This window comes from Empedobacter sp. UBA5924 (assembly GCF_002431085.1).
GTDB classification, from domain to species: domain Bacteria; phylum Bacteroidota; class Bacteroidia; order Flavobacteriales; family Weeksellaceae; genus Empedobacter; species Empedobacter falsenii_B.
In genome coordinates, this window is the sequence record NZ_DJDM01000045.1 from 1 (window position 1) to 18,252 (window position 18,252).

Here is an 18,252-nt window from a genome sequence, read left to right on the forward strand (position 1 = left end):
CACACTTTAAGAGACAGTCCTCTTTTTATGTTAATTCACTTGTTTTGATTCAAACTTTGACTATATTTGAATCACTTATAAAAAAACAAGAAGCCTATAGATAAAAAAATCTACTTACTAAACCAAATTATCTACCTTATGAATTACGAAGAAGACTCATTGCTAATCAAAGACTATGTTGATGGTAATGAATATGCTTTAGAAATTTTAATTGAGAAGTATAAAAGTAGAATCTATAGTTTCATTTTCTCAAAAGTTTTAGACAAAGATATCACTGAAGATATTTTCCAAGATACTTTCATAAAAGTTATTCTTACACTAAAAAGTGGCGGATATAATGAAGAAGGAAAATTTTTACCTTGGCTAATGCGTATTGCGCATAATTTAACTATTGATTATTTTCGAAATATTAAGAAAATGCCTGCTGTTAGAGAAACTATAGGTAAATATGATGACGAATATAATATTTTCGATTTTATTGGAAATTCTGACGAATGTTCCGAAACCAAAATCATTAAAAAGCAAATTGAAAATGATTTAAGATACCTTGTTACTTTATTACCAAGTGATCAAAGAGAAGTCTTAGAACTGAGAATCTTCAAAGAATTAAGTTTCAAAGAAATTGCGGAAGAAACAAATGTTAGTATTAATACAGCATTAGGAAGAATGCGCTATGCAATTATCAACTTAAGAAAAGTTATCGAAAATAATAACATTATTTTAACAATCGATTAAAAAATAAACTTATCTATTTAACGTTTTTAAAGTAAATAAGTTTTTATGATTGAATTTTACTCAGAAAAATTTGAACCAAAACAATCAACGATTGAAAAATTATTAATGTTTTCAAAATCAATTTCAGCATTGAAATTAAATAACGTGAAGGAAATAATAATCCTAAATTTAAATTAATCGAACACTGCTTTTATCAAATAAAAAATCCTGAAAATATTAAACATTTCAGGATTTTTTTATGCAAATAAATTAATCTTTTCTGAAAATCATAACTCAATTTATAACTATATTGCATCCTATACCACATCAAAAAAATTTTAGTATGACCCTACAAGAATTTAAAAATAGTTTAGATTTACCTTTAATCACTTCACCTATGTTTCTTGTTTCTCGAACTGAATTAGTTGTAGAAGCATGTAAAAATGGTGTATGTGGAACTTTCCCTTCTTTGAATGGAAGAACAGCCGAAGATTTCGAACAAATGTTAATTGATATCACTTCTCAATTAAAACAATTTGAAGATGAAACAGGTAAAAAAGCAGCTCCATTTGGAGTGAATTTAATCGTTAACAAAACAAACCCTCGTCTCGAAGGTGATTTAGCTTTATGTGCAAAATATAGAGTACCGCTTATTATTACGTCGCTTGGTGCTGTAAAACAAGTTGTAGATGCAGTTCATAGTTATGGAGGTTTGGTTTTTCATGATGTGATCAAAAAACGTCATGCGGAAAAAGCTGCTGAAGCTGGTGTAGATGGAATTATTGCTGTAGCTTCTGGTGCTGGTGGACATGCTGGTACGGCTAATCCTTTTGCTTTGATTGATGATATTCGCACTTTTTACGATGGTTGTTTAATTTTAGCAGGTGCGATGAACAACGGAAACGATATCTTAGCAGCTGAAAATATGGGTGCTGATTTTGCATACATCGGAACTCGTTTTATCGCGACAAAAGAAGCCTCTGCGAATCAAGATTATAAAACAATGTTAGTCGATTCTACTTTCGAAGATGTGATTTATACAGATGGAATTTCTGGTGTAAATGCAAATTTCTTGAAACCAAGTATTATACATTCTGGAATTGATTTAGACGAAAAGAAAGAAGAAGATTTTTCGAAATTAATTGGAGGCGATGGACATAAAGCATGGAAAGACATTTGGTCTGCTGGACACGGAGTTTCTGGAATTCATGATATTATTTCAACCGAAGAATTAGTCTATCGAATGAAAAATGAATATAAATGTGCATTAGAACAAAATGTGCAGAAATTAAATAATTTGAAATTTTAAATTTAATAATGAAAACTACTCAAGAACTCATCGAATTAATTTCTCTCAAAAAATTAGAAGAAAATTTATTCGAAGGGAAAAGTTCTTTTATGGGAAGTCCAAATGTTTTTGGAGGACAAGTTGTAAGCCAAGCTTTGCATGCTGCGTATCAAACTGTTCCTTCAGATCGTTTTTGCCATTCCCTTCACTCCTACTTTATTTTACCTGGACATTTAGAAAAACCTATCTATTTTGAAGTAGCAAATCTTCGTGATGGAGGAAGTTTTAGTACACGTGTTGTCACAGCAAAGCAAGACAGTGTGCCTATTTTTGTAATGGCTTGTTCCTTTCAGTTGAAGCAAGAAGGTTACGAGCATCAAGAAAAAATGCCTGTTGTAACGCCTCCTGAAGAATTAATGAGCTGGAATGATGTAGCAGAACAATTTGGTTCAGTTTTACCAAAATCAATTATGCGATTTGTCTTAGCAGAGCGTCCGTTAGATTTTAAACCTGTTGAATTTGTGAATCCTTTTGAGAAAAAAGATTATCCTAATTTTAGTAATGTTTGGTTAACTTTTAATGATGTTCCAGAGGATTTACCTTTACCAATTATTCAGCAATTAATTGCGTATAGCTCTGATTACAATTTATTATCAACAGCAATAAAACCTCATGCTTCTAAAGCTCACTTTGGAAACACACAAATGGCCAGCTTAGATCATTCAATTTGGTTTCACCGAGAACCAAATTTGCATGATTGGATATTAGTTAATGTTGAATCTCCAAGTGCAAATGATACAAGAGGTTTTACACGAGGAAATTTATTCAATCGTTCTGGTGAACTAATTTGTAGCGTTGCGCAAGAAGGTCTAATAAGACCAATAGTGAAAGAGAAGGAATAATTTATATTTCAAAAAGTCTTGTAAAAAAATTACAAGACTTTTTCTATTTTATAAACTTAACTTCTAGTTAATCTTATTCTAAATATTTTTGAATTAATATTTACTTAAAAAGAAAAACTTGAAATACTAATATATAACAAAAAAAAAGAGCTAATAATTTAGCTCTTTTATATATTCAATTCTTCACTCTTTCACAATTCTTCCGCCAATAACTGATCACCTTTTTTTCTAACACTTTTATATGCTCTATAACACACATATAAAATAATCAGTACAAAAATAAACGCCAAAGGAGCCAATACAATTGCCGTAATACTTAATACAATAGAACTAAACGTTTCACCTGTATTAACCAAAAAATTTCCAGCTCCCGCAGTTGTGGTGGTCGAAACAGCTCTTGCAGCAGCAGTTGTACCGCTAATCGCAGCCGCAGTTCCTCCTCCTGCTATAATCGCCAAAGCCCAAGTTGCAACTTCGTTCATTTCTGGCATCGTAATTCCAACCGCTATTGTTCCTGCAATTCCAGCTAAGGGAACCGCAATCGTATCCAACAAATTATCAATAATTGGAATATAATAAGCTCCAATTTCCACTAACATCGCTACACCAAGTGTTATAAGAGCTGGTGTACTCCCAACCCACATCCAATTTTCGTCGAGATTAATAAAACTTCCTGCAAATTTGACAGCTAAACTCAATATAAATAAGGGAAGAAAAATCCGAAAACCAGCAGCGGCGGCTAATCCTATTCCGAGAAATAACGAAAAAATAGTAGACATTGAGATTAAATCGTTCATAGTTTAGTATTTTATAATAGTTCTGATCTTATAAATATAATGATAAAAAAGATAAAGTTTTTATATTTTTTTCTTTCCTTTGCATCCGATTAAGAGAAACCAAGTACTGCAAAGTACTTTTTTTGTATAAATAAACCTAAATGTTTGAGTTACATCTAAATAATCGAATAATAAATCAATCATTTTTTAAATGCATCGATAATTATTTCTTTTCTCAAAATCAATCAACCAAAACTTCTTCACGACAACATTTAAAATTTTGCAAGAATCGATTTCTTTTTATTTTAATTTCTGATAGGAAAATTTTATCTTTAAGGAAATTTTACGAGAACTCTTGCAATGGAAACATCAAACGAAATTAAAAAAAATAATAAAACAAAAATGCTAGTAATAGGAATTGCAGGAGGAACAGGTTCGGGAAAAACAACTGTTGTAAATAATATTTTAAGAGATCTTAACGCGGAAAGCGTTATCGTTATTTCTCAAGATAATTATTATAAAGATCATCCTGAATTATCTTTTGATGAACGTTCTAAGATCAATTTTGATCACCCAAGATCAATTGATTTCGAATTACTAAAAGAACATGTCGCTTTATTGAAAAATGGCGTATCAATAGAACAACCTGTCTATTCGTTTATTACGCATAGTCGCAAGGAAGAAACGATTTTAACACATCCACAATCGGTTATTATTGTAGAAGGAATTTTGGTATTGACTGACCCAGATTTACGCGATTTATTTGATGTAAAAATCTTTGTTCATGCAGATTCTGACGAACGTTTAATTCGTCGCGTACGCCGTGATATACAAGAACGTGGGCGCGATTTAGACGAAGTTTTAACACGTTATCAAAAAACGTTAAAACCTATGCATCAGCAATTTATAGAACCATCTAAAAACTATGCAGACATTATTATTCCGAATATGAAAAAGAAAAATTCTGTCGCAATCAAAGTTTTATCAACTGTAATTAAAGAAAAACTCAACTCGAAAACTACTGTATAATGAAAGAAAAATCGGAAGAAATCTTTGACAAAGAACTTACACCAGAAGTACCGAAAAGAAAAATTAAGGATACACGTGTATTCAAATTTGTTTGGAATCGTTACTTTGTTCTAACGGTTGCGTTTGCTGTTTGGATGATTTTTTTCGACCAAAATTCTTTTTTCGTACATCGCGAGTTGGATAAACAAATCAAATTATTAGAAGTTGATCAACAATATTACCAAGAACACTTGGATACTGAGTCTGAAAAATTAAATCAACTAAATAGTAATCCTGCTGAAATTGAAAGGATTGCAAGAGAAAAGCATTTCTTGAAAAAAGATGATGAAGATATTTTTATCATTCAGCAAGAAAAAGTTACGAAGCCGCAAAATAAAGAAAATGAGTAAGTTATTTGAAAATTTTGATTCTATTTCTGAAAAAGAATGGAAAAATAAAGTTCAAGTCGAGCTAAAAGGTTTAGAATATAATGAAACTTTGGTTTGGGGAACGAACGATCAAATAAATGTAAAACCATTATATACAAAGGATGATGTCGATTATTCGGCTGTACAACCATTACCAAAATCCTCAAAAGATTGGAAAATTATTTCGAAATATACTGGAAATAAAAACCAAGATTACAGCTTTTTGTATGGATATTTGATTAATCAAAATCAAATTGATTCATCGTTAGAACTTCCTAATTATCTAGATTTATTTATTAAATATAATGGAACTTCTGATTTAAAATCGCTTGAAAATCTTCCAAATCTGAAATATTTAGATTTAGATATTTATGGATATTTGGCACAGAATGGACTTTGGCAAAATGATTCAGAAAAAGCATCAAAAGAATTGGTGAAAGAAGCTTTGGCATTGAAAAATTTCGAAAAAGTAATTTCAATTCAAGGAGATGTTTATCAAAATGCTGGAGCAAATCATGTTCAACAAATTGCGATTACACTTGCACATGCAGTAGAATATTTAGAAAATTTTGGAGCTGATATTGCGGACAAAATTTATTTTAAATTTGCTGTTGGAAGTAATTATTTCTTCGAAGTTGCGAAATTAAGAGCATTTCGCTTTTTATGGAAAATGATTTTGGAGCAATATAATAAAGAAAGTGAAGCATTTATTTTCACTTCAACATCCGATCGCAATAAATCTAAATTAGATATTTACAACAACGTTATTCGCTCTACAATAGAAGCTTCTTCGGCTATCTTCGGATCAAGTGACGCTATTTTTGTTGGATCATATGATGAAGTTAATAAAGAGTCTGATTTTGGATTAGAATTAGCCGCAAAACAACAATTATTGTTACAAAAAGAATCTTATTTGAATCAATTTACTGATCCTGCTGCTGGTTCTTTCTACATTGAAAGTTTGACAAATCAAATGGCTGAAAATGCGTTAGAATTGTTTAAAACAATACAAAATGTAGGAGGTTTTGTAAATGCTTTACAAAATGAAACTATTCAAGATTTTATTTACACAAGCGCGAAAAAAGAGCAAAAAGATTTCGATGAGCAAACCATTAAATTAATTGGTGTAAACAAATTTAGAAACCCTGCAGATGTGATTGAGAAATCGCCAAAAGAAAAAGTGGTAAAACAAGCACTTTTTGTTCCGATTGTTCCAACTCGTTTGGCAGAAAAAGAGGAAAAAAAATAGTTTTTACATGAATTGGATGCCAATTTCATTAAAAGAACTTAATAATATAATCGAAACTTCAGTAGCTGTGATGGATACTGAAGTTTTGTGTTTAATAAAATAATATTTTACGTCAAAAAATAACATTTTGAATCCAACTATTTTAACAAAAGAATTTCAAGATTATCTGAAAATAATCGAACATGAAGACATCAAATCTATAGGTTTGAAAAAATCGTTGTTTGAAGAAATTTCTTCTGCTGAAATTGCACAACAATTGAAAGGAATTCAAGTTTCAAAACATAAATTTCCAACACTTTATTCGACAGAAAATATTTATTTTCCGCCTTCAATTAATTTGGAACAAGCAAGTTCAGAAGCCACAGCAAATTATAAATCAACTTTAGTTAAAGGAAAAAATTTGATTGATTTAACCGCAGGTTTTGGAATTGATACCATGGCTTTTGCAAAGAATTTTGACAAAGTATATCACATCGAACAAAATCCTGAATTGAGTGAGATTGTACAACATAATGCTAAAATTTTAGCGCCAAATTTAGAAACCTATACAGGAACTTTTCAGTCTTTTTTTGAAGAAAATCCTACATTAAAATTTGATGTTATTTATCTCGATCCAGCAAGAAGAAATTCGAGCGGAAGAAAATTTATTTTGGAAGATTTAGAGCCAAATATTTTAGAATGGATTCCAACTTTTTCCGAAAAAACAGAGAAAATTATCATCAAGCTTTCGCCTTTATTAGACATCACTTCTACCCTACAACAAATTGATTCAATTTTTGAAATACACATTGTTGCATTAAAAAATGAAGTGAAAGATTTTCTAATCATTTTAGATAAAAATTCTTCAACAAAAAACCCTTTGATAAAAGCTGTTAATTTAGAAAATAATCAATCCGAATTTTCTTTTCATTTTGAAGAAGAATATAGTGCGAATGCAAGTTTTGGAGGAATTCAACGTTATATTTACGAACCAAATGTTGCGATTCTAAAAACTGGTGCTTTCAAATTATTGAGCGAAAAATTCAATCTTCATAAACTTCATCAGAATACTCATTTGTATACTTCGAATGAACTTTTAGAGAATTTTCCTGGAAAAATTTACTTGATTGAAGAAGAAATTAAAAATCAAAAAAAAGAAATTCTAAAAACAAAAGCGAATTTATTAGTCAAAAATTACAATCAGCCAATAGACGTTATCAAGAAAAAATTCAAAATTATTGATGGTGGTACAACAACTTTAATTTTTACTCAAAGCATTGATGGTTTTCATATTCTAAAAACTTCACGAGTTTAGTTGGGTTTCGAAAAAAGTTGTGTTAATTTTATACAACAATTTTCAACCTTAAAAAATTACACTTGAAAATCATCAATAAAATTGAAAACTTTATCTACGGAGAAGCGCTTTCAGATGGCTTAAAAACTTCTTTAGCGATTATCATTCCGCCTATCGTAGCCAGCTTGTTTGGCGATTTATATGCCGGTGTAACGATAAGTCTTGGTGCAGTTTTAGCACACATGACGGATACACCTGGTCCATTTAAAGAACGCCGAAACCTGATGTGGCTTTCCGTGCTCTTGATTTTCCTTGTTTCATATTTCACCAAAACGATTAACAGTTACCCAATATTTCTAGGTATTTGTTTAACACTTATCGTATTCTTTTCTAACATGTTAACCGTTTGGGGACAACGTACAAGTGCGCTTGGAATGGTCATTATGATGTCAATGGTAATGAATATGAATGATTTACGACATGAGTTAAGTCCTCTTCATATTGCACTTTTTGTGACTGCTGGAGCAGCTTGGTACACTATTTTTAGCCTAGCTATTAGTACCTTTCGTCCTTATCGTATGGCGCAGCAAAACTTAGCTGATACAATGATTCATATTTCTGAATACATTCGAATCAAGGCTTCTATGTTTGATAAAGACTCTAATTACGATGATATTATCAAAAAATTAATCGATGAACATGTTGTAATTAACGAAAAACAAAGTTTAGTTCGTGAATTAGTTTTTTCGAACAAAAAATTGGTAAAAGACCTGACACCAATTGGGCGTTCGATTGTGTTTATTTTTTCTGATTTGGTGGATATATTTGAAAATGTAACAGCAAATCAATACGATTATGTGAAAATTCGAGAAGTTTACGGTGATACAAAAGCAATGCGCAAAATCTATAATTTAATGAATAAATTAGCGCATGAGCTTAAAATGATTGCTTATCATATTAACTCGAACAAACGTCCTAAACAACCTACTTTTGACTTTGAAGTTGAGTTGAAAAAGATTGATGATGCTATCAAAGAATTATATGCAGAAGGACAAAAACCAATCGTTTTATCTAAAATTTACATCAATTTAAAGCAAATTGTTTATAAAATAGAGTTTATCCATAAATTTTTCTATGATGATTCATTCACAGAAAAAAAGAAAAATCCACTGGATCATGCCGAACATTTTGAACCTACAGTTGATTATTCTTTACGAAAATTAAAAGATCATCTGAATCTAAAATCTTCAATTTTTAGACATGCAATTCGTGCATCAATTGTAATGTTATTAGCTTATGGTGTCACGTTTATTATTCCGATGACTTACCATAGTTACTGGATTTTGATGACAGTTTTAGTGATTTTAAAACCTGGTTTTAGCGTAACAAAAAAGCGAAACTTTCAGCGTTTGAAAGGAACAATTGGCGGTGGATTAGTTGGGGTTTTAATATTATTGATTATTCCTCAACACAGTATCCGATTTGCTTTAATGCTTATTTTCATGTTGATGGCTTACACTTTTATTCGTCATAAATATGCAATTGGTACATTTTATTTAACCGCATATATTCTTATTTCGTTTAGTTTTTATTCGCAAAAAGATTCATTGTATATTATTCAAGAACGTTTTATTGACACACTTGTTGGAGGATTTATGGCGTTTATTTCGAGTTATTTGATTTTACCAACTTGGGAAAAAAATAATATGAACGAATATATTCAAAAAGCATTGATTGCAAATTATGAGTTTATTTATTTGGTTTTTAAAAAATTAGCAGACAACGAAGTTTCTACAACTGATTATAAGTTAGCTAGAAAAGATGTTTTTATTGCAATGGCAAATATTAATTCAGTTTTTCAACGTGTAATTTCTGAACCGAAAGGAAAACAAGAAAATGCTAACGTACTGAATAAATTCACCATTTTCAACCAGTCATTTGTCTCATATTCAGTTGGTTTAGTTAAAATTTTAAAGAAAAACAATTCTGTTATTTTAACTTCAGAACACATTCGATTGATGAAGAAAATTTTGCAATTATTGTTACAAAACATTCGGCTTTATGGCGAATATGAAACAGAAAATTTACCTAAAACAATAGAATTTGGAGAAAAAACTGTTGCATATACTGAAATTGAAACAGAGGCTTTGCAAAATGATTCTGAACTGATTGAAGATCTATTAGAGTATTTATACGAGATTGCTTACGATTTCACAAAAGTTGGTCACGTTTTTGTGAAAGAACAACCGTTAAAAGAATAATAAATGACAATCATTCAACTGTTTAAAAATCTACGTCCATTTGTAAAACCTTATCGTTCTTTGGTTGTCGCAACTTTGCTCCTAACCTTAGTTGGATCTTTTACGTCACAGGTAAACGCCCTTATTTTACAGTATACCGTAGATTCTATAAATGGTTTGGTTGAAGCTGGAAAAGGATTAAAAGAAGGTCTGAAAATCATTTCGTTTATTTCAATTGTTTTGATGACAAAAGAAATCTTGAATGCTTTTATCACATTTGGTCAAAAATATTATGGTGAAAAGCTTAGAATCTTAGTTTCACAAGATTTAGCACAAACCATTATCGAAAAGATTTTGACGTATAGAATGGCATTTTATACAAATCAAGATAATCAAGCAGGAAAACTTCAAACCCGTATTGACAGAGGAATTGAAAGTTTGACACGTTTAGTTCAAAACTTTTTTATCGATATTCTTCCACTTTTTGCCAATTCAATTGTTGCTTTAATTTTAATGTTCAATGCTAATTTTTATGTTGGATTGGTTGGACTTTGTATCGTTCCGATTTATTTCATTATCACGCAACAGCAAGCGAAAAAGCTGAGTGGTTGGCGACGAAACTTAAGAGGTTATCGTGAACAAAAATCACAAGGAATTATCAGCATAATTGATTCAATTACAGTAATTAAATCATTTAACCGAGAAGATATAGAAGGTAAAAAACAACTTGATTTGCAAAAAGAATTGACGAATAATCAAATGCAAACACGCAAAACAAGCTTCTTTTTTGATGGTTTAAAATCTTTTATCGAGCAGTTTGGCGTAGTGATTATCATTATTTTAACTTCGTATTTGGTTCTTGACGGACAAATGACAATTGGTGCAATTATGTTTCATATTTTGTTGTTTAACAACGTTTCTGCGCCTATTCGTCAACTGCATCGTATTTACGATGAAATGAATGATGCTATGATTTATTCCGAAAGTTTCTTTGGAATTTTGAAAGCAGACAATGAAAAAGAATCATCTGGGAATTATCTTCCAACAAATCTAAAAGGAAAATTCGAAATCCAAAATGTTGACTTTTCTTATCCAAATGGTTACAAAGCCTTGAAAAATATCAACATGACAATTCAACCCAATAAAATTACTGCTTTAGTTGGTTTGTCTGGTGCTGGAAAAAGTACAGTGATTAATTTGTTAGATAAATTTTATCAACCTGATTCTGGAAAAATTCTACTTGATGGAATTGATTTAGAAGAATATGACACGCAATTTTTACGTGATAATATTGGGTTGGTTTTACAAAAAAATCACATTTTTAATGGAACAATTGAAGAAAATATTCGTTATGGAAATGTAAACGCAACTTTCGGAGAAATAGAAGATGCTGCAAAACGCGCTTATATTCATGAACAAATTATGGACTTGCCAGAAGGTTATCAATCCAAAGCCTTATTGTTATCTGGCGGTCAACAACAACGCATCGCCATAGCACGTATGTTTCTCAAAAATCCACCAATTATTTTTCTAGACGAACCTACTGCAAGTTTGGATGCAATTGCGACAGAACAGATTAAAAATAGTTTGGATGCCATCAAAAAAGATCGAACAGTTATCATTATTTCGCATAGTATTTCTCAAATTATCGATGCCGATTATACATACGTGATGAAACAAGGCGAAGTTGTAGAACACGGGATTCATGAAGATGTCTACAAAATGAACGGCACTTATAAAGAGATTTTTGATGCGATGGCAAAAAGCTTAAACATTGAAAAAATTGCCAAAACTTTTGACGATGAAGAAGAAGAAAATTATTAGCAATAATTTTATTATAAAACATTATAAATCACTACCTTTAAAGAGGTAATAGGATAGTGTATGAAAAAATTAGTTTATTTTATTGTTGGGGTATTGTTTTTTACCCAATCTTGCGAGCAAAAAAAAGAAGCTCCAAAAGAATTAGCACTTAATACGGTAACTTACGAAAATGCTTTAGACGTTCCTGTAAACAAAGTTGGTGTTCTCATTAACATAGATTCTCTTGGTTTTTTTGATCATAATTCTCAAAATTTAGATCAAAACATTGATTCAAAATCAATTGAAAATCAGCTTAAACAAATAAATTCTAAATTTGATATTGTAAAAATAATTCGTGATAAATCTGAGAAAATATTAAACGATAACAAGTATACTTATCAAATGATTGATAAATTTGATAAAAACTTAGTTCCAAATGAATTAATCACAAAGGAAAATGTAAATCAAGTTAAATTTAATGATTTAAAAAAAGCGATTAATCAAGATGATTTAGTTTTGATTAATGTAAAATCGGGTCTTGATTATGATCCTGCCAACAAACAGAAATACATCGCAAAAACATATGTCTATATTAATATTTTAGACCTTAAAAATAATGCTTTAAAATATAGCGAAACAATTGGTGGAACTAAATATATAGACGAAACAATCAATAAAAGTACGACGGATTATTTAGAGAAAATGATGAAAGAATCATTAAACGAAACGTTGGATATTATTGATAATAAATATTAAATACATTGAACTATGCGCCATTTTTTTGGCAACTTTTGGAAGTCCTGAACCCTTAAAAAGTTTCAGGATTTTTATTTTTAATGACATTCTAATATTGACTTTTATTCATGGTATATTTTTTGTTAATTTTATGCTAAAATTATAGGATGCCTATTATACGATATTTATCTTTTATTCCATTATTGACTTCTATTTCGGGATTTGCACAACAATTGATTGATCCGCAACTTCGATTGCCTGTTGAAAAAGCGATTGAGTCGAGTTACGAATTAAAAAATAAACAATTGGAAGTCGAGAAAAACAATTACCAATATAACGAAGTAAAAGGTAAACAACAACCAAGTTTATCTGCAATTGCGCTGGGTGGTTATCTAAACTCGAACGGAATTATCGATATTCCAACCAAATCAATCGATATTTTGTCCACAGAATTGTTTTCGGGTAATCAAAAATTCAATACCTCTGCAGGATTATTTACTGTTGGAGTTAACGCCACTCAAATTATATTTTCGGGATTACAAATTCCAAATGCGTTGAATGCTATTCAGGAAAAAAGTACTGCTTTAGATTATTTGAAAGAAGCCGAAAAAGAAACTATAACCAAAGATATTTTACAAACTTATGATCAATTGATGTTATTGGTCAAAGTAGAAGAATTAATTTCAAATTCTGCAAAACGATTGGATAAAGAACATCTTAAAGTGCAGAAAGCAATTCAAAATGGTTTAGCTATTCCATACGATCGGGAAAAAATAAAATTAGCAATTCTAGAGTTAGAAGCCCGACAAGTAGAATTGAACGGTAATCGACAATTGCTATACAAAAAATTAGAAATGTTGACGCATCTATCTGAACAAGATCTTCAACAAATTCAATACGAACTTACACCTATTGATATTCTTGCTTCAAGCTATACTTTAGAAAATAAAAAAGAATTGAAAGCACTTGAACACTCTGTAAAAGCTTACGAATTTCTGTATCAAAAGGAAAAAGGTTCACATTTACCGCAAGTTTTTGCATTCGCGAATACCAATTACACCTCAATTTTTGGAAGTCATTTCAAATTAAAAGATGGTGATGTATTAGGTGATGTTAATTTAAAAATGAACCAATTTTCGATGTTCCCTAATATTTTGATTGGTATTGGCGCAAAGTGGGAATTGTTGGATGGCGGACAACACAAAAATAAATTAGCACAAGCAAAAACTGACATTTTAATAAATGAAAACAAGTTGAGAAATTCGCAAGAAAAACTGAATTTATTATTAAGTAAAAACAAAATTGATTATGAAACTTCTACTGAAAAATTAAAAGTAAATAATCAACAAAATACCATTGCAACAAATAATTTAGAAATCGCTTCAAGACGATTTCAAGAAGGATTAATAGATGTAACTGAACGTTTGGCTGCCGAAAATGATTATTACAAAGCCAATCTAGGTTATTATGCTCAAATCTTAGATCAACGCTCTAAAACCTACGAATTACTTCAAACTTCTGGAGAATTATTTAATCAAATCTCAAATTAAAATCATGAAAAATACATTATCCTATATTTTTGCTTTAAGCGGATTAATTTTTATTACAAACTGTAAATCATCTGACAAGGAAAATAAAAAAGAACAGCAAACTATTTTTCAAGGTAAAATTGAGCGCGATCAAATTAGCGTTGTAACAAAAATCCCAGGAAAAATAGATCAAATATTAGTTCACGAAGGCGATGAAGTAAAAAAAGGACAAACGCTTTTTGTCTTACAATTACCAGAAGTTGACGCGAAAAAAAGTCAAGCAGAAGGTGCTGTAAATTCTGCCGAAGCTCAATACGAAATGGCTAAAAAAGGTGCTACAGATAATCAATTGAAACAATTGCGTGCAAAAGTTGCTGGCTTGAAAGAGCAATTAGATTATGCAGAAAAATCAAATCATCGACTAAAAAATATGCTTCGAGATAGTCTTGTTCCACAACAAAGTTATGATGAAGTTTATGCTAAATATCAAGGCGCTAAAAACCAATATTTAGCTGCAAAAGCGGAATTAGCTGATGCCGAAAATGGTGCGCGTGTAGAGCAACAACAAATGGCTTTGGGACAAAAAGAGCGTGCTTTGGGAGCTTTGCAAGAAGTAGATGTTGCTGAGGCGGAAAGATACATCAAAGCACCACAAGATATGACGGTTGAAACAATTAATCTAAAAGTTGGAGAATTAGCTTTGGCTGGATATTCTATTGCAACCGGAATTTTAGAAGAAACTACATTTTTTAGATTTACAATTCCTGAGAATAAAATCGGACAATTGCAAAAAAATCAAATCGTCAATTTAAAAGTTCCTTATAAAAATAATATGGTTTTGAAAGGTAAAATTGTTTCTATAAAAGCACTTAATTCGTATGCAAATATTTCGACTGCTTATCCTGATATCGATCAACAACAATCGCAATATGAAGTGAAAGTTGTTCCTGTTGACTATAAACAAGCTGCTCAACTATTGACAAAAGCAAATGTAGTTTTAGATCTTAATGCTAAATAAATTCTGATGAAAACGATTTTTCATTTAATTATACGAGAATTCAAACTTTTCTTCAAGAATCCTGTTTTACCAATTTTATTCTTGGGAGCTCCTATTATGTATGGTGTCCTGATCGGAAATGTTTATAAAAAAGGAAATGTAACCGATTTACCAATTATTGTTGTAGACGAAGATCGTACGACGACAAGTCAAAAAATTATTCAGATGTTGGATGAAAATGAATCGGTGAAAGTTGCTGAAGTTTTACCTTCAACATTTGATTCTAAGAATAAAGCTTTAGCAATCGGAGCTGAAGTTGTGGTTGTCATTCCTCGAAACTTTCAGTCTGATGTACAACAAAAAAAATTACCCGAAATTGCTTATTTTGTAAATGCTTCAAACACGTTAACTTCTAATACAGCGGCAATCGCAATTACGACAGTTCTAACAACAATGAAAGCCGGAATTTCAATAGAAACAGCTCGAAAACAAGGCGTTCCAGAATATATTGCAACACAAAGCTACGAACCGTTCAAATCTACCATGATTCGCCAAAATATCAGAAGTGGAAACTATTTATATTTTATGCTTCCAGGTGTTTTATTAACCGTTTTGCAACAGGTTTTATTATTAGGTTTAGCACTTTCATTTGCTTCAGAATTTGAGAACAGAACATTTAATGAATTAATCTCAAAATCATCTAATCCGTTTACCATTTTATTCGTCAAAACTTTTCCTTATTTATTTATGTCAGTATTTATATATATGCTGTATTATTGGTTCGGAATGTTTTATGACATGAAATTAGAAACCGAATTTTGGCCATTTTTCACTTCTTCTCTTGCATTCATTTTAGCCGTTTGCTTTTTAGGATTTTTAGTCAGCATTCTCCTTCCAAGCCAACTAAAAGCAACCGAAGTTTTGATGGTTGTTGCAACACCAAGTTTCATTTTAAGTGGATTTACATGGCCTTTAAGTCAAATGCCAAAATGGATTCAAGCAATTGCAGATTGCATTCCATTAACACATTATTTGAAAATATTCCGAATACTTTTCATCGAAAAAGGCGATCCTGCGTTAATTCAACCACATTTAAATAATCTAATTGTAATAGGAAGTATTTGCTTTGTCTTATCTTTGGCTATTCTAATCGTTAAAATAAGAAAAGCTAAACAATCGATGAAACAAATCGAAACAGAAAAGATTTAGCATCTTTTTTTAATTTACAAAACAGATAATAAACCATGAATTTTCTTACAGTTGAAAATCTAACCAAATCATACGGAATCAGAACTTTATTTGAAGATGTAAATTTTCATGTAAATGAAGGAGACCAAATCGCATTCGTAGCAAAAAATGGAAGTGGAAAATCTACTTTACTTAAAATTTTAGCTGGATTAGAAACTGCCGATTCTGGCGAAGTTCGTCCAAATAAAGGTGTTAAAATCTTGATGTTGGATCAAAGTGATGACTTTGACGAAAACTTGAAAAGTGAAGAATATATTTTCAATCATTCGAATGAAGTTTTAGATGTTGTTCGTCAATATGAAAACATGATCGAAAATGACCCAACAAATCCTGATTTAATTGATTTAATGGGAAAAATGGATGTTTTAGATGCATGGAAAGTTGAGCCAACAATCAAAGAAATTTTATCAAAATTGAAGATTGATTTCTTGGATCAAAAAATTGGAAAACTTTCTGGTGGTCAGCGTAAACGTATTTCTTTAGCGAAGTTTTTGATTGATTTAAGTTTCGAAACTGGATATGTTCTTTTAATTTTAGATGAGCCTACCAACCATCTGGATATAGAAATGGTGGAATGGCTTGAATATTTCTTGAACAAAGAAAACAAAACATTGATTTTGGTTACGCACGATCGTTATTTCTTAGATGCAATTTGTACCAAAATTCTCGAAATGGAGGACAAAACATTGTATGTACATTCGGGAAATTACGAAACTTATATTACGAACAAAGCATTGCGTATCGAAAATCAAAATGCAACAATTGACAAAGCGAAAAACCTTTATCGTAAAGAGATTGAGTGGATGCGTCGTCAACCACAAGCGCGTACAACAAAGTCTAAATCTCGTATTGATGCGTTTTATGATACTGAAAAAGTAGCTAAACATAAAATTGTCGATCAACAAGTAAAATTAGAGATGGTAATGACGCGTTTGGGTCAAAAAATCATCGAAATGGAACATGTTTCGAAAGCATTTGGTCAAAAGAAAATTTTAGATGATTTCTCATATATTTTCGCTCGTGGTGGAAAAATTGGTTTAGTTGGAAAAAATGGAGTTGGTAAAACGACTTTCCTAAAAATGTTAGAAGGAATCGAAACTATGGATTCTGGAACAATTGAACGTGGAGAAACCTTAAATATTGGACATTTCAAACAAGATGGAATTGATTTTAAAGAAGATGAACGTGTCATTGAGTTTGTGAAAGATATTGCCGATTTTTTCCCGCTTGCAAATGGAAAAGAAATGCGTGCAGAGCAATTCTTAGAAATGTTTTTGTTTACGCCAGAACAACAACATACTTTTATCTCAAAGTTGAGTGGCGGAGAGAAAAAACGTCTGCAATTATTAGCAATTTTGTATAAAAATCCTAACTTTTTGATTCTCGATGAGCCAACAAACGATTTAGATTTACCAACTTTGACGGTTCTTGAAAGTTTCTTAGAAGAATATCAAGGCTGTTTATTAGTTGTTTCCCACGATAGATATTTTATGGATAAAGTGGTTGATGAATTAATGATTTTCGAAGGCGAAGGGAAAGTTTCTCGTTATATGGGAACGTATACCGAATATCATATCGAAAATAAAAATAAACCTGAGTCAGAAGATAAAAAAGCTGAAAAAGAAATCGTTATTCAGGAAAAAGTTGAATCGAAAGAGAAAAATGTAGAGACAAAACCAAAAAAATTATCGTTTAAAGAACAACGAGAATTAGAAGAAATTAATAAATCTTTACCAATTCTTGAAGCCAAAAAAGAAGAATTAACGAATTTACTTTCCGACCCAAATTTAGGGTACGATAAAATCGCAACTATTGGAGATGAACTACAAAAAATTGTAGACGAATTAGAAGAAAAAGAATTTCGTTGGTTAGAATTAAGCGAATAAAATATTGAATAGGAACTTTTTTTGAGTTCCTTTTTTTGTTTTAAAAATTCATTTCTATATTTACTCTATCAATCATCAGGAGTTTCTGAAAAATCAGAACACCAACCGAGCCAAAACCGCGCTACGGTGGTATAGAATGAGGGCAAACGCCAAAATAAAAGGTTATTCTCCACTCT

General features: G+C 30.8%; 15 protein-coding genes and 1 riboswitch. Of the genes, 14 read left to right on the forward strand and 1 reads right to left on the reverse strand.

Annotation, left to right across the window (positions count from 1 at the left end; translation table 11 throughout):
* Positions 1 to 138: 138 nt before the first annotated feature.
* The 3 genes from B3792_RS12460 to B3792_RS12470 all read left to right on the forward strand — a co-directional run bounded on the left by B3792_RS12460 (position 139) and on the right by B3792_RS12470 (position 2,904).
* On the forward strand, positions 139 to 735 hold the full coding sequence (locus B3792_RS12460) for an RNA polymerase sigma factor (protein WP_115001114.1): 597 nt from the start codon (positions 139 to 141) through the stop codon (positions 733 to 735).
* A gap of 322 nt (positions 736 to 1,057) precedes the next feature.
* Positions 1,058 to 2,023: an NAD(P)H-dependent flavin oxidoreductase gene (locus tag B3792_RS12465; RefSeq protein ID WP_280049291.1), complete on the forward strand. Its 966-nt coding sequence runs from the start codon at positions 1,058 to 1,060 to the stop codon at positions 2,021 to 2,023.
* Between the two features lie 8 nt (positions 2,024 to 2,031).
* Entirely contained in the window at positions 2,032 to 2,904 is an 873-nt protein-coding gene (locus B3792_RS12470) for an acyl-CoA thioesterase (protein WP_286496182.1), read from the forward strand.
* Between the two features lie 191 nt (positions 2,905 to 3,095).
* On the opposite strand, the gene B3792_RS12475 is transcribed toward B3792_RS12470, so the two are convergent.
* Positions 3,096 to 3,701 carry a DUF4126 domain-containing protein gene (locus tag B3792_RS12475; protein WP_221855583.1) on the reverse strand — a complete coding sequence of 202 codons (606 nt, stop codon included), beginning with the start codon at positions 3,699 to 3,701 and terminating at the stop codon, positions 3,096 to 3,098.
* A gap of 339 nt (positions 3,702 to 4,040) precedes the next feature.
* On the opposite strand from B3792_RS12475, the gene udk reads away from it, so the two are divergent.
* The 11 genes from udk to B3792_RS12530 all read left to right on the forward strand — a co-directional run bounded on the left by udk (position 4,041) and on the right by B3792_RS12530 (position 18,076).
* Entirely contained in the window at positions 4,041 to 4,709 is a 669-nt protein-coding gene (udk, locus tag B3792_RS12480) for a uridine kinase (RefSeq protein ID WP_260392473.1), read from the forward strand.
* Entirely contained in the window at positions 4,709 to 5,098 is a 390-nt protein-coding gene (locus tag B3792_RS12485; RefSeq protein ID WP_221855581.1) for an FtsB family cell division protein, read from the forward strand. The genes udk and B3792_RS12485 overlap by 1 nt, the downstream gene beginning before the upstream one ends.
* Positions 5,091 to 6,365, forward strand: coding sequence for a methylmalonyl-CoA mutase family protein (locus tag B3792_RS12490; RefSeq protein ID WP_219034475.1), 1,275 nt, complete (start codon positions 5,091 to 5,093; stop codon positions 6,363 to 6,365). Before B3792_RS12485 ends, B3792_RS12490 begins: the two co-directional genes overlap by 8 nt.
* 127 nt (positions 6,366 to 6,492) lie before the next feature.
* Entirely contained in the window at positions 6,493 to 7,659 is a 1,167-nt protein-coding gene (locus tag B3792_RS12495) for a THUMP-like domain-containing protein (RefSeq protein ID WP_115001137.1), read from the forward strand.
* A 62-nt stretch (positions 7,660 to 7,721) separates the two neighbouring features.
* Positions 7,722 to 9,899, forward strand: a complete 2,178-nt coding sequence (locus tag B3792_RS12500) for an FUSC family membrane protein (protein ID WP_286475347.1) — start codon at positions 7,722 to 7,724, stop codon at positions 9,897 to 9,899.
* Between the two features lie 3 nt (positions 9,900 to 9,902).
* Positions 9,903 to 11,702: an ABC transporter ATP-binding protein gene (locus tag B3792_RS12505; RefSeq protein WP_115001141.1), complete on the forward strand. Its 1,800-nt coding sequence runs from the start codon at positions 9,903 to 9,905 to the stop codon at positions 11,700 to 11,702.
* Between the two features lie 60 nt (positions 11,703 to 11,762).
* On the forward strand, positions 11,763 to 12,437 hold the full coding sequence (locus tag B3792_RS12510; RefSeq protein WP_125349240.1) for a hypothetical protein: 675 nt from the start codon (positions 11,763 to 11,765) through the stop codon (positions 12,435 to 12,437).
* A 146-nt stretch (positions 12,438 to 12,583) separates the two neighbouring features.
* Positions 12,584 to 13,966, forward strand: coding sequence for a TolC family protein (locus B3792_RS12515; RefSeq protein ID WP_221855572.1), 1,383 nt, complete (start codon positions 12,584 to 12,586; stop codon positions 13,964 to 13,966).
* Positions 13,967 to 13,970: 4 nt separating this feature from the next.
* Positions 13,971 to 14,963, forward strand: a complete 993-nt coding sequence (locus B3792_RS12520) for an HlyD family secretion protein (RefSeq protein WP_291069739.1) — start codon at positions 13,971 to 13,973, stop codon at positions 14,961 to 14,963.
* 6 nt (positions 14,964 to 14,969) lie between these two features.
* Complete coding sequence (locus B3792_RS12525; RefSeq protein ID WP_125349238.1) at positions 14,970 to 16,151, forward strand: ABC transporter permease; 1,182 nt, start codon at positions 14,970 to 14,972, stop codon at positions 16,149 to 16,151.
* Between the two features lie 35 nt (positions 16,152 to 16,186).
* Positions 16,187 to 18,076 (forward strand): ABC-F family ATP-binding cassette domain-containing protein, encoded by a 1,890-nt coding sequence (locus B3792_RS12530; protein WP_291067070.1) that lies wholly within the window; start codon positions 16,187 to 16,189, stop codon positions 18,074 to 18,076.
* Positions 18,077 to 18,143: 67 nt separating this feature from the next.
* Positions 18,144 to 18,243: riboswitch (SAM-I-IV-variant riboswitch) on the forward strand.
* Positions 18,244 to 18,252: the final 9 nt, after the last annotated feature.

Coding starts and splice junctions, on each gene's coding strand:
- B3792_RS12505 (WP_115001141.1), top strand. CDS start 9,903: ATGACAATCATTCAACTGTTTAAAAATCTACGTCCATTTGTAAAACCT.
- B3792_RS12460 (WP_115001114.1), top strand. CDS start 139: ATGAATTACGAAGAAGACTCATTGCTAATCAAAGACTATGTTGATGGT.
- udk (WP_260392473.1), top strand. CDS start 4,041: ATGGAAACATCAAACGAAATTAAAAAAAATAATAAAACAAAAATGCTA.
- B3792_RS12475 (WP_221855583.1), bottom strand. CDS start 3,701: ATGAACGATTTAATCTCAATGTCTACTATTTTTTCGTTATTTCTCGGA.
- B3792_RS12515 (WP_221855572.1), top strand. CDS start 12,584: ATGCCTATTATACGATATTTATCTTTTATTCCATTATTGACTTCTATT.
- B3792_RS12490 (WP_219034475.1), top strand. CDS start 5,091: ATGAGTAAGTTATTTGAAAATTTTGATTCTATTTCTGAAAAAGAATGG.
- B3792_RS12470 (WP_286496182.1), top strand. CDS start 2,032: ATGAAAACTACTCAAGAACTCATCGAATTAATTTCTCTCAAAAAATTA.
- B3792_RS12510 (WP_125349240.1), top strand. CDS start 11,763: ATGAAAAAATTAGTTTATTTTATTGTTGGGGTATTGTTTTTTACCCAA.
- B3792_RS12530 (WP_291067070.1), top strand. CDS start 16,187: ATGAATTTTCTTACAGTTGAAAATCTAACCAAATCATACGGAATCAGA.
- B3792_RS12485 (WP_221855581.1), top strand. CDS start 4,709: ATGAAAGAAAAATCGGAAGAAATCTTTGACAAAGAACTTACACCAGAA.
- B3792_RS12465 (WP_280049291.1), top strand. CDS start 1,058: ATGACCCTACAAGAATTTAAAAATAGTTTAGATTTACCTTTAATCACT.
- B3792_RS12520 (WP_291069739.1), top strand. CDS start 13,971: ATGAAAAATACATTATCCTATATTTTTGCTTTAAGCGGATTAATTTTT.
- B3792_RS12525 (WP_125349238.1), top strand. CDS start 14,970: ATGAAAACGATTTTTCATTTAATTATACGAGAATTCAAACTTTTCTTC.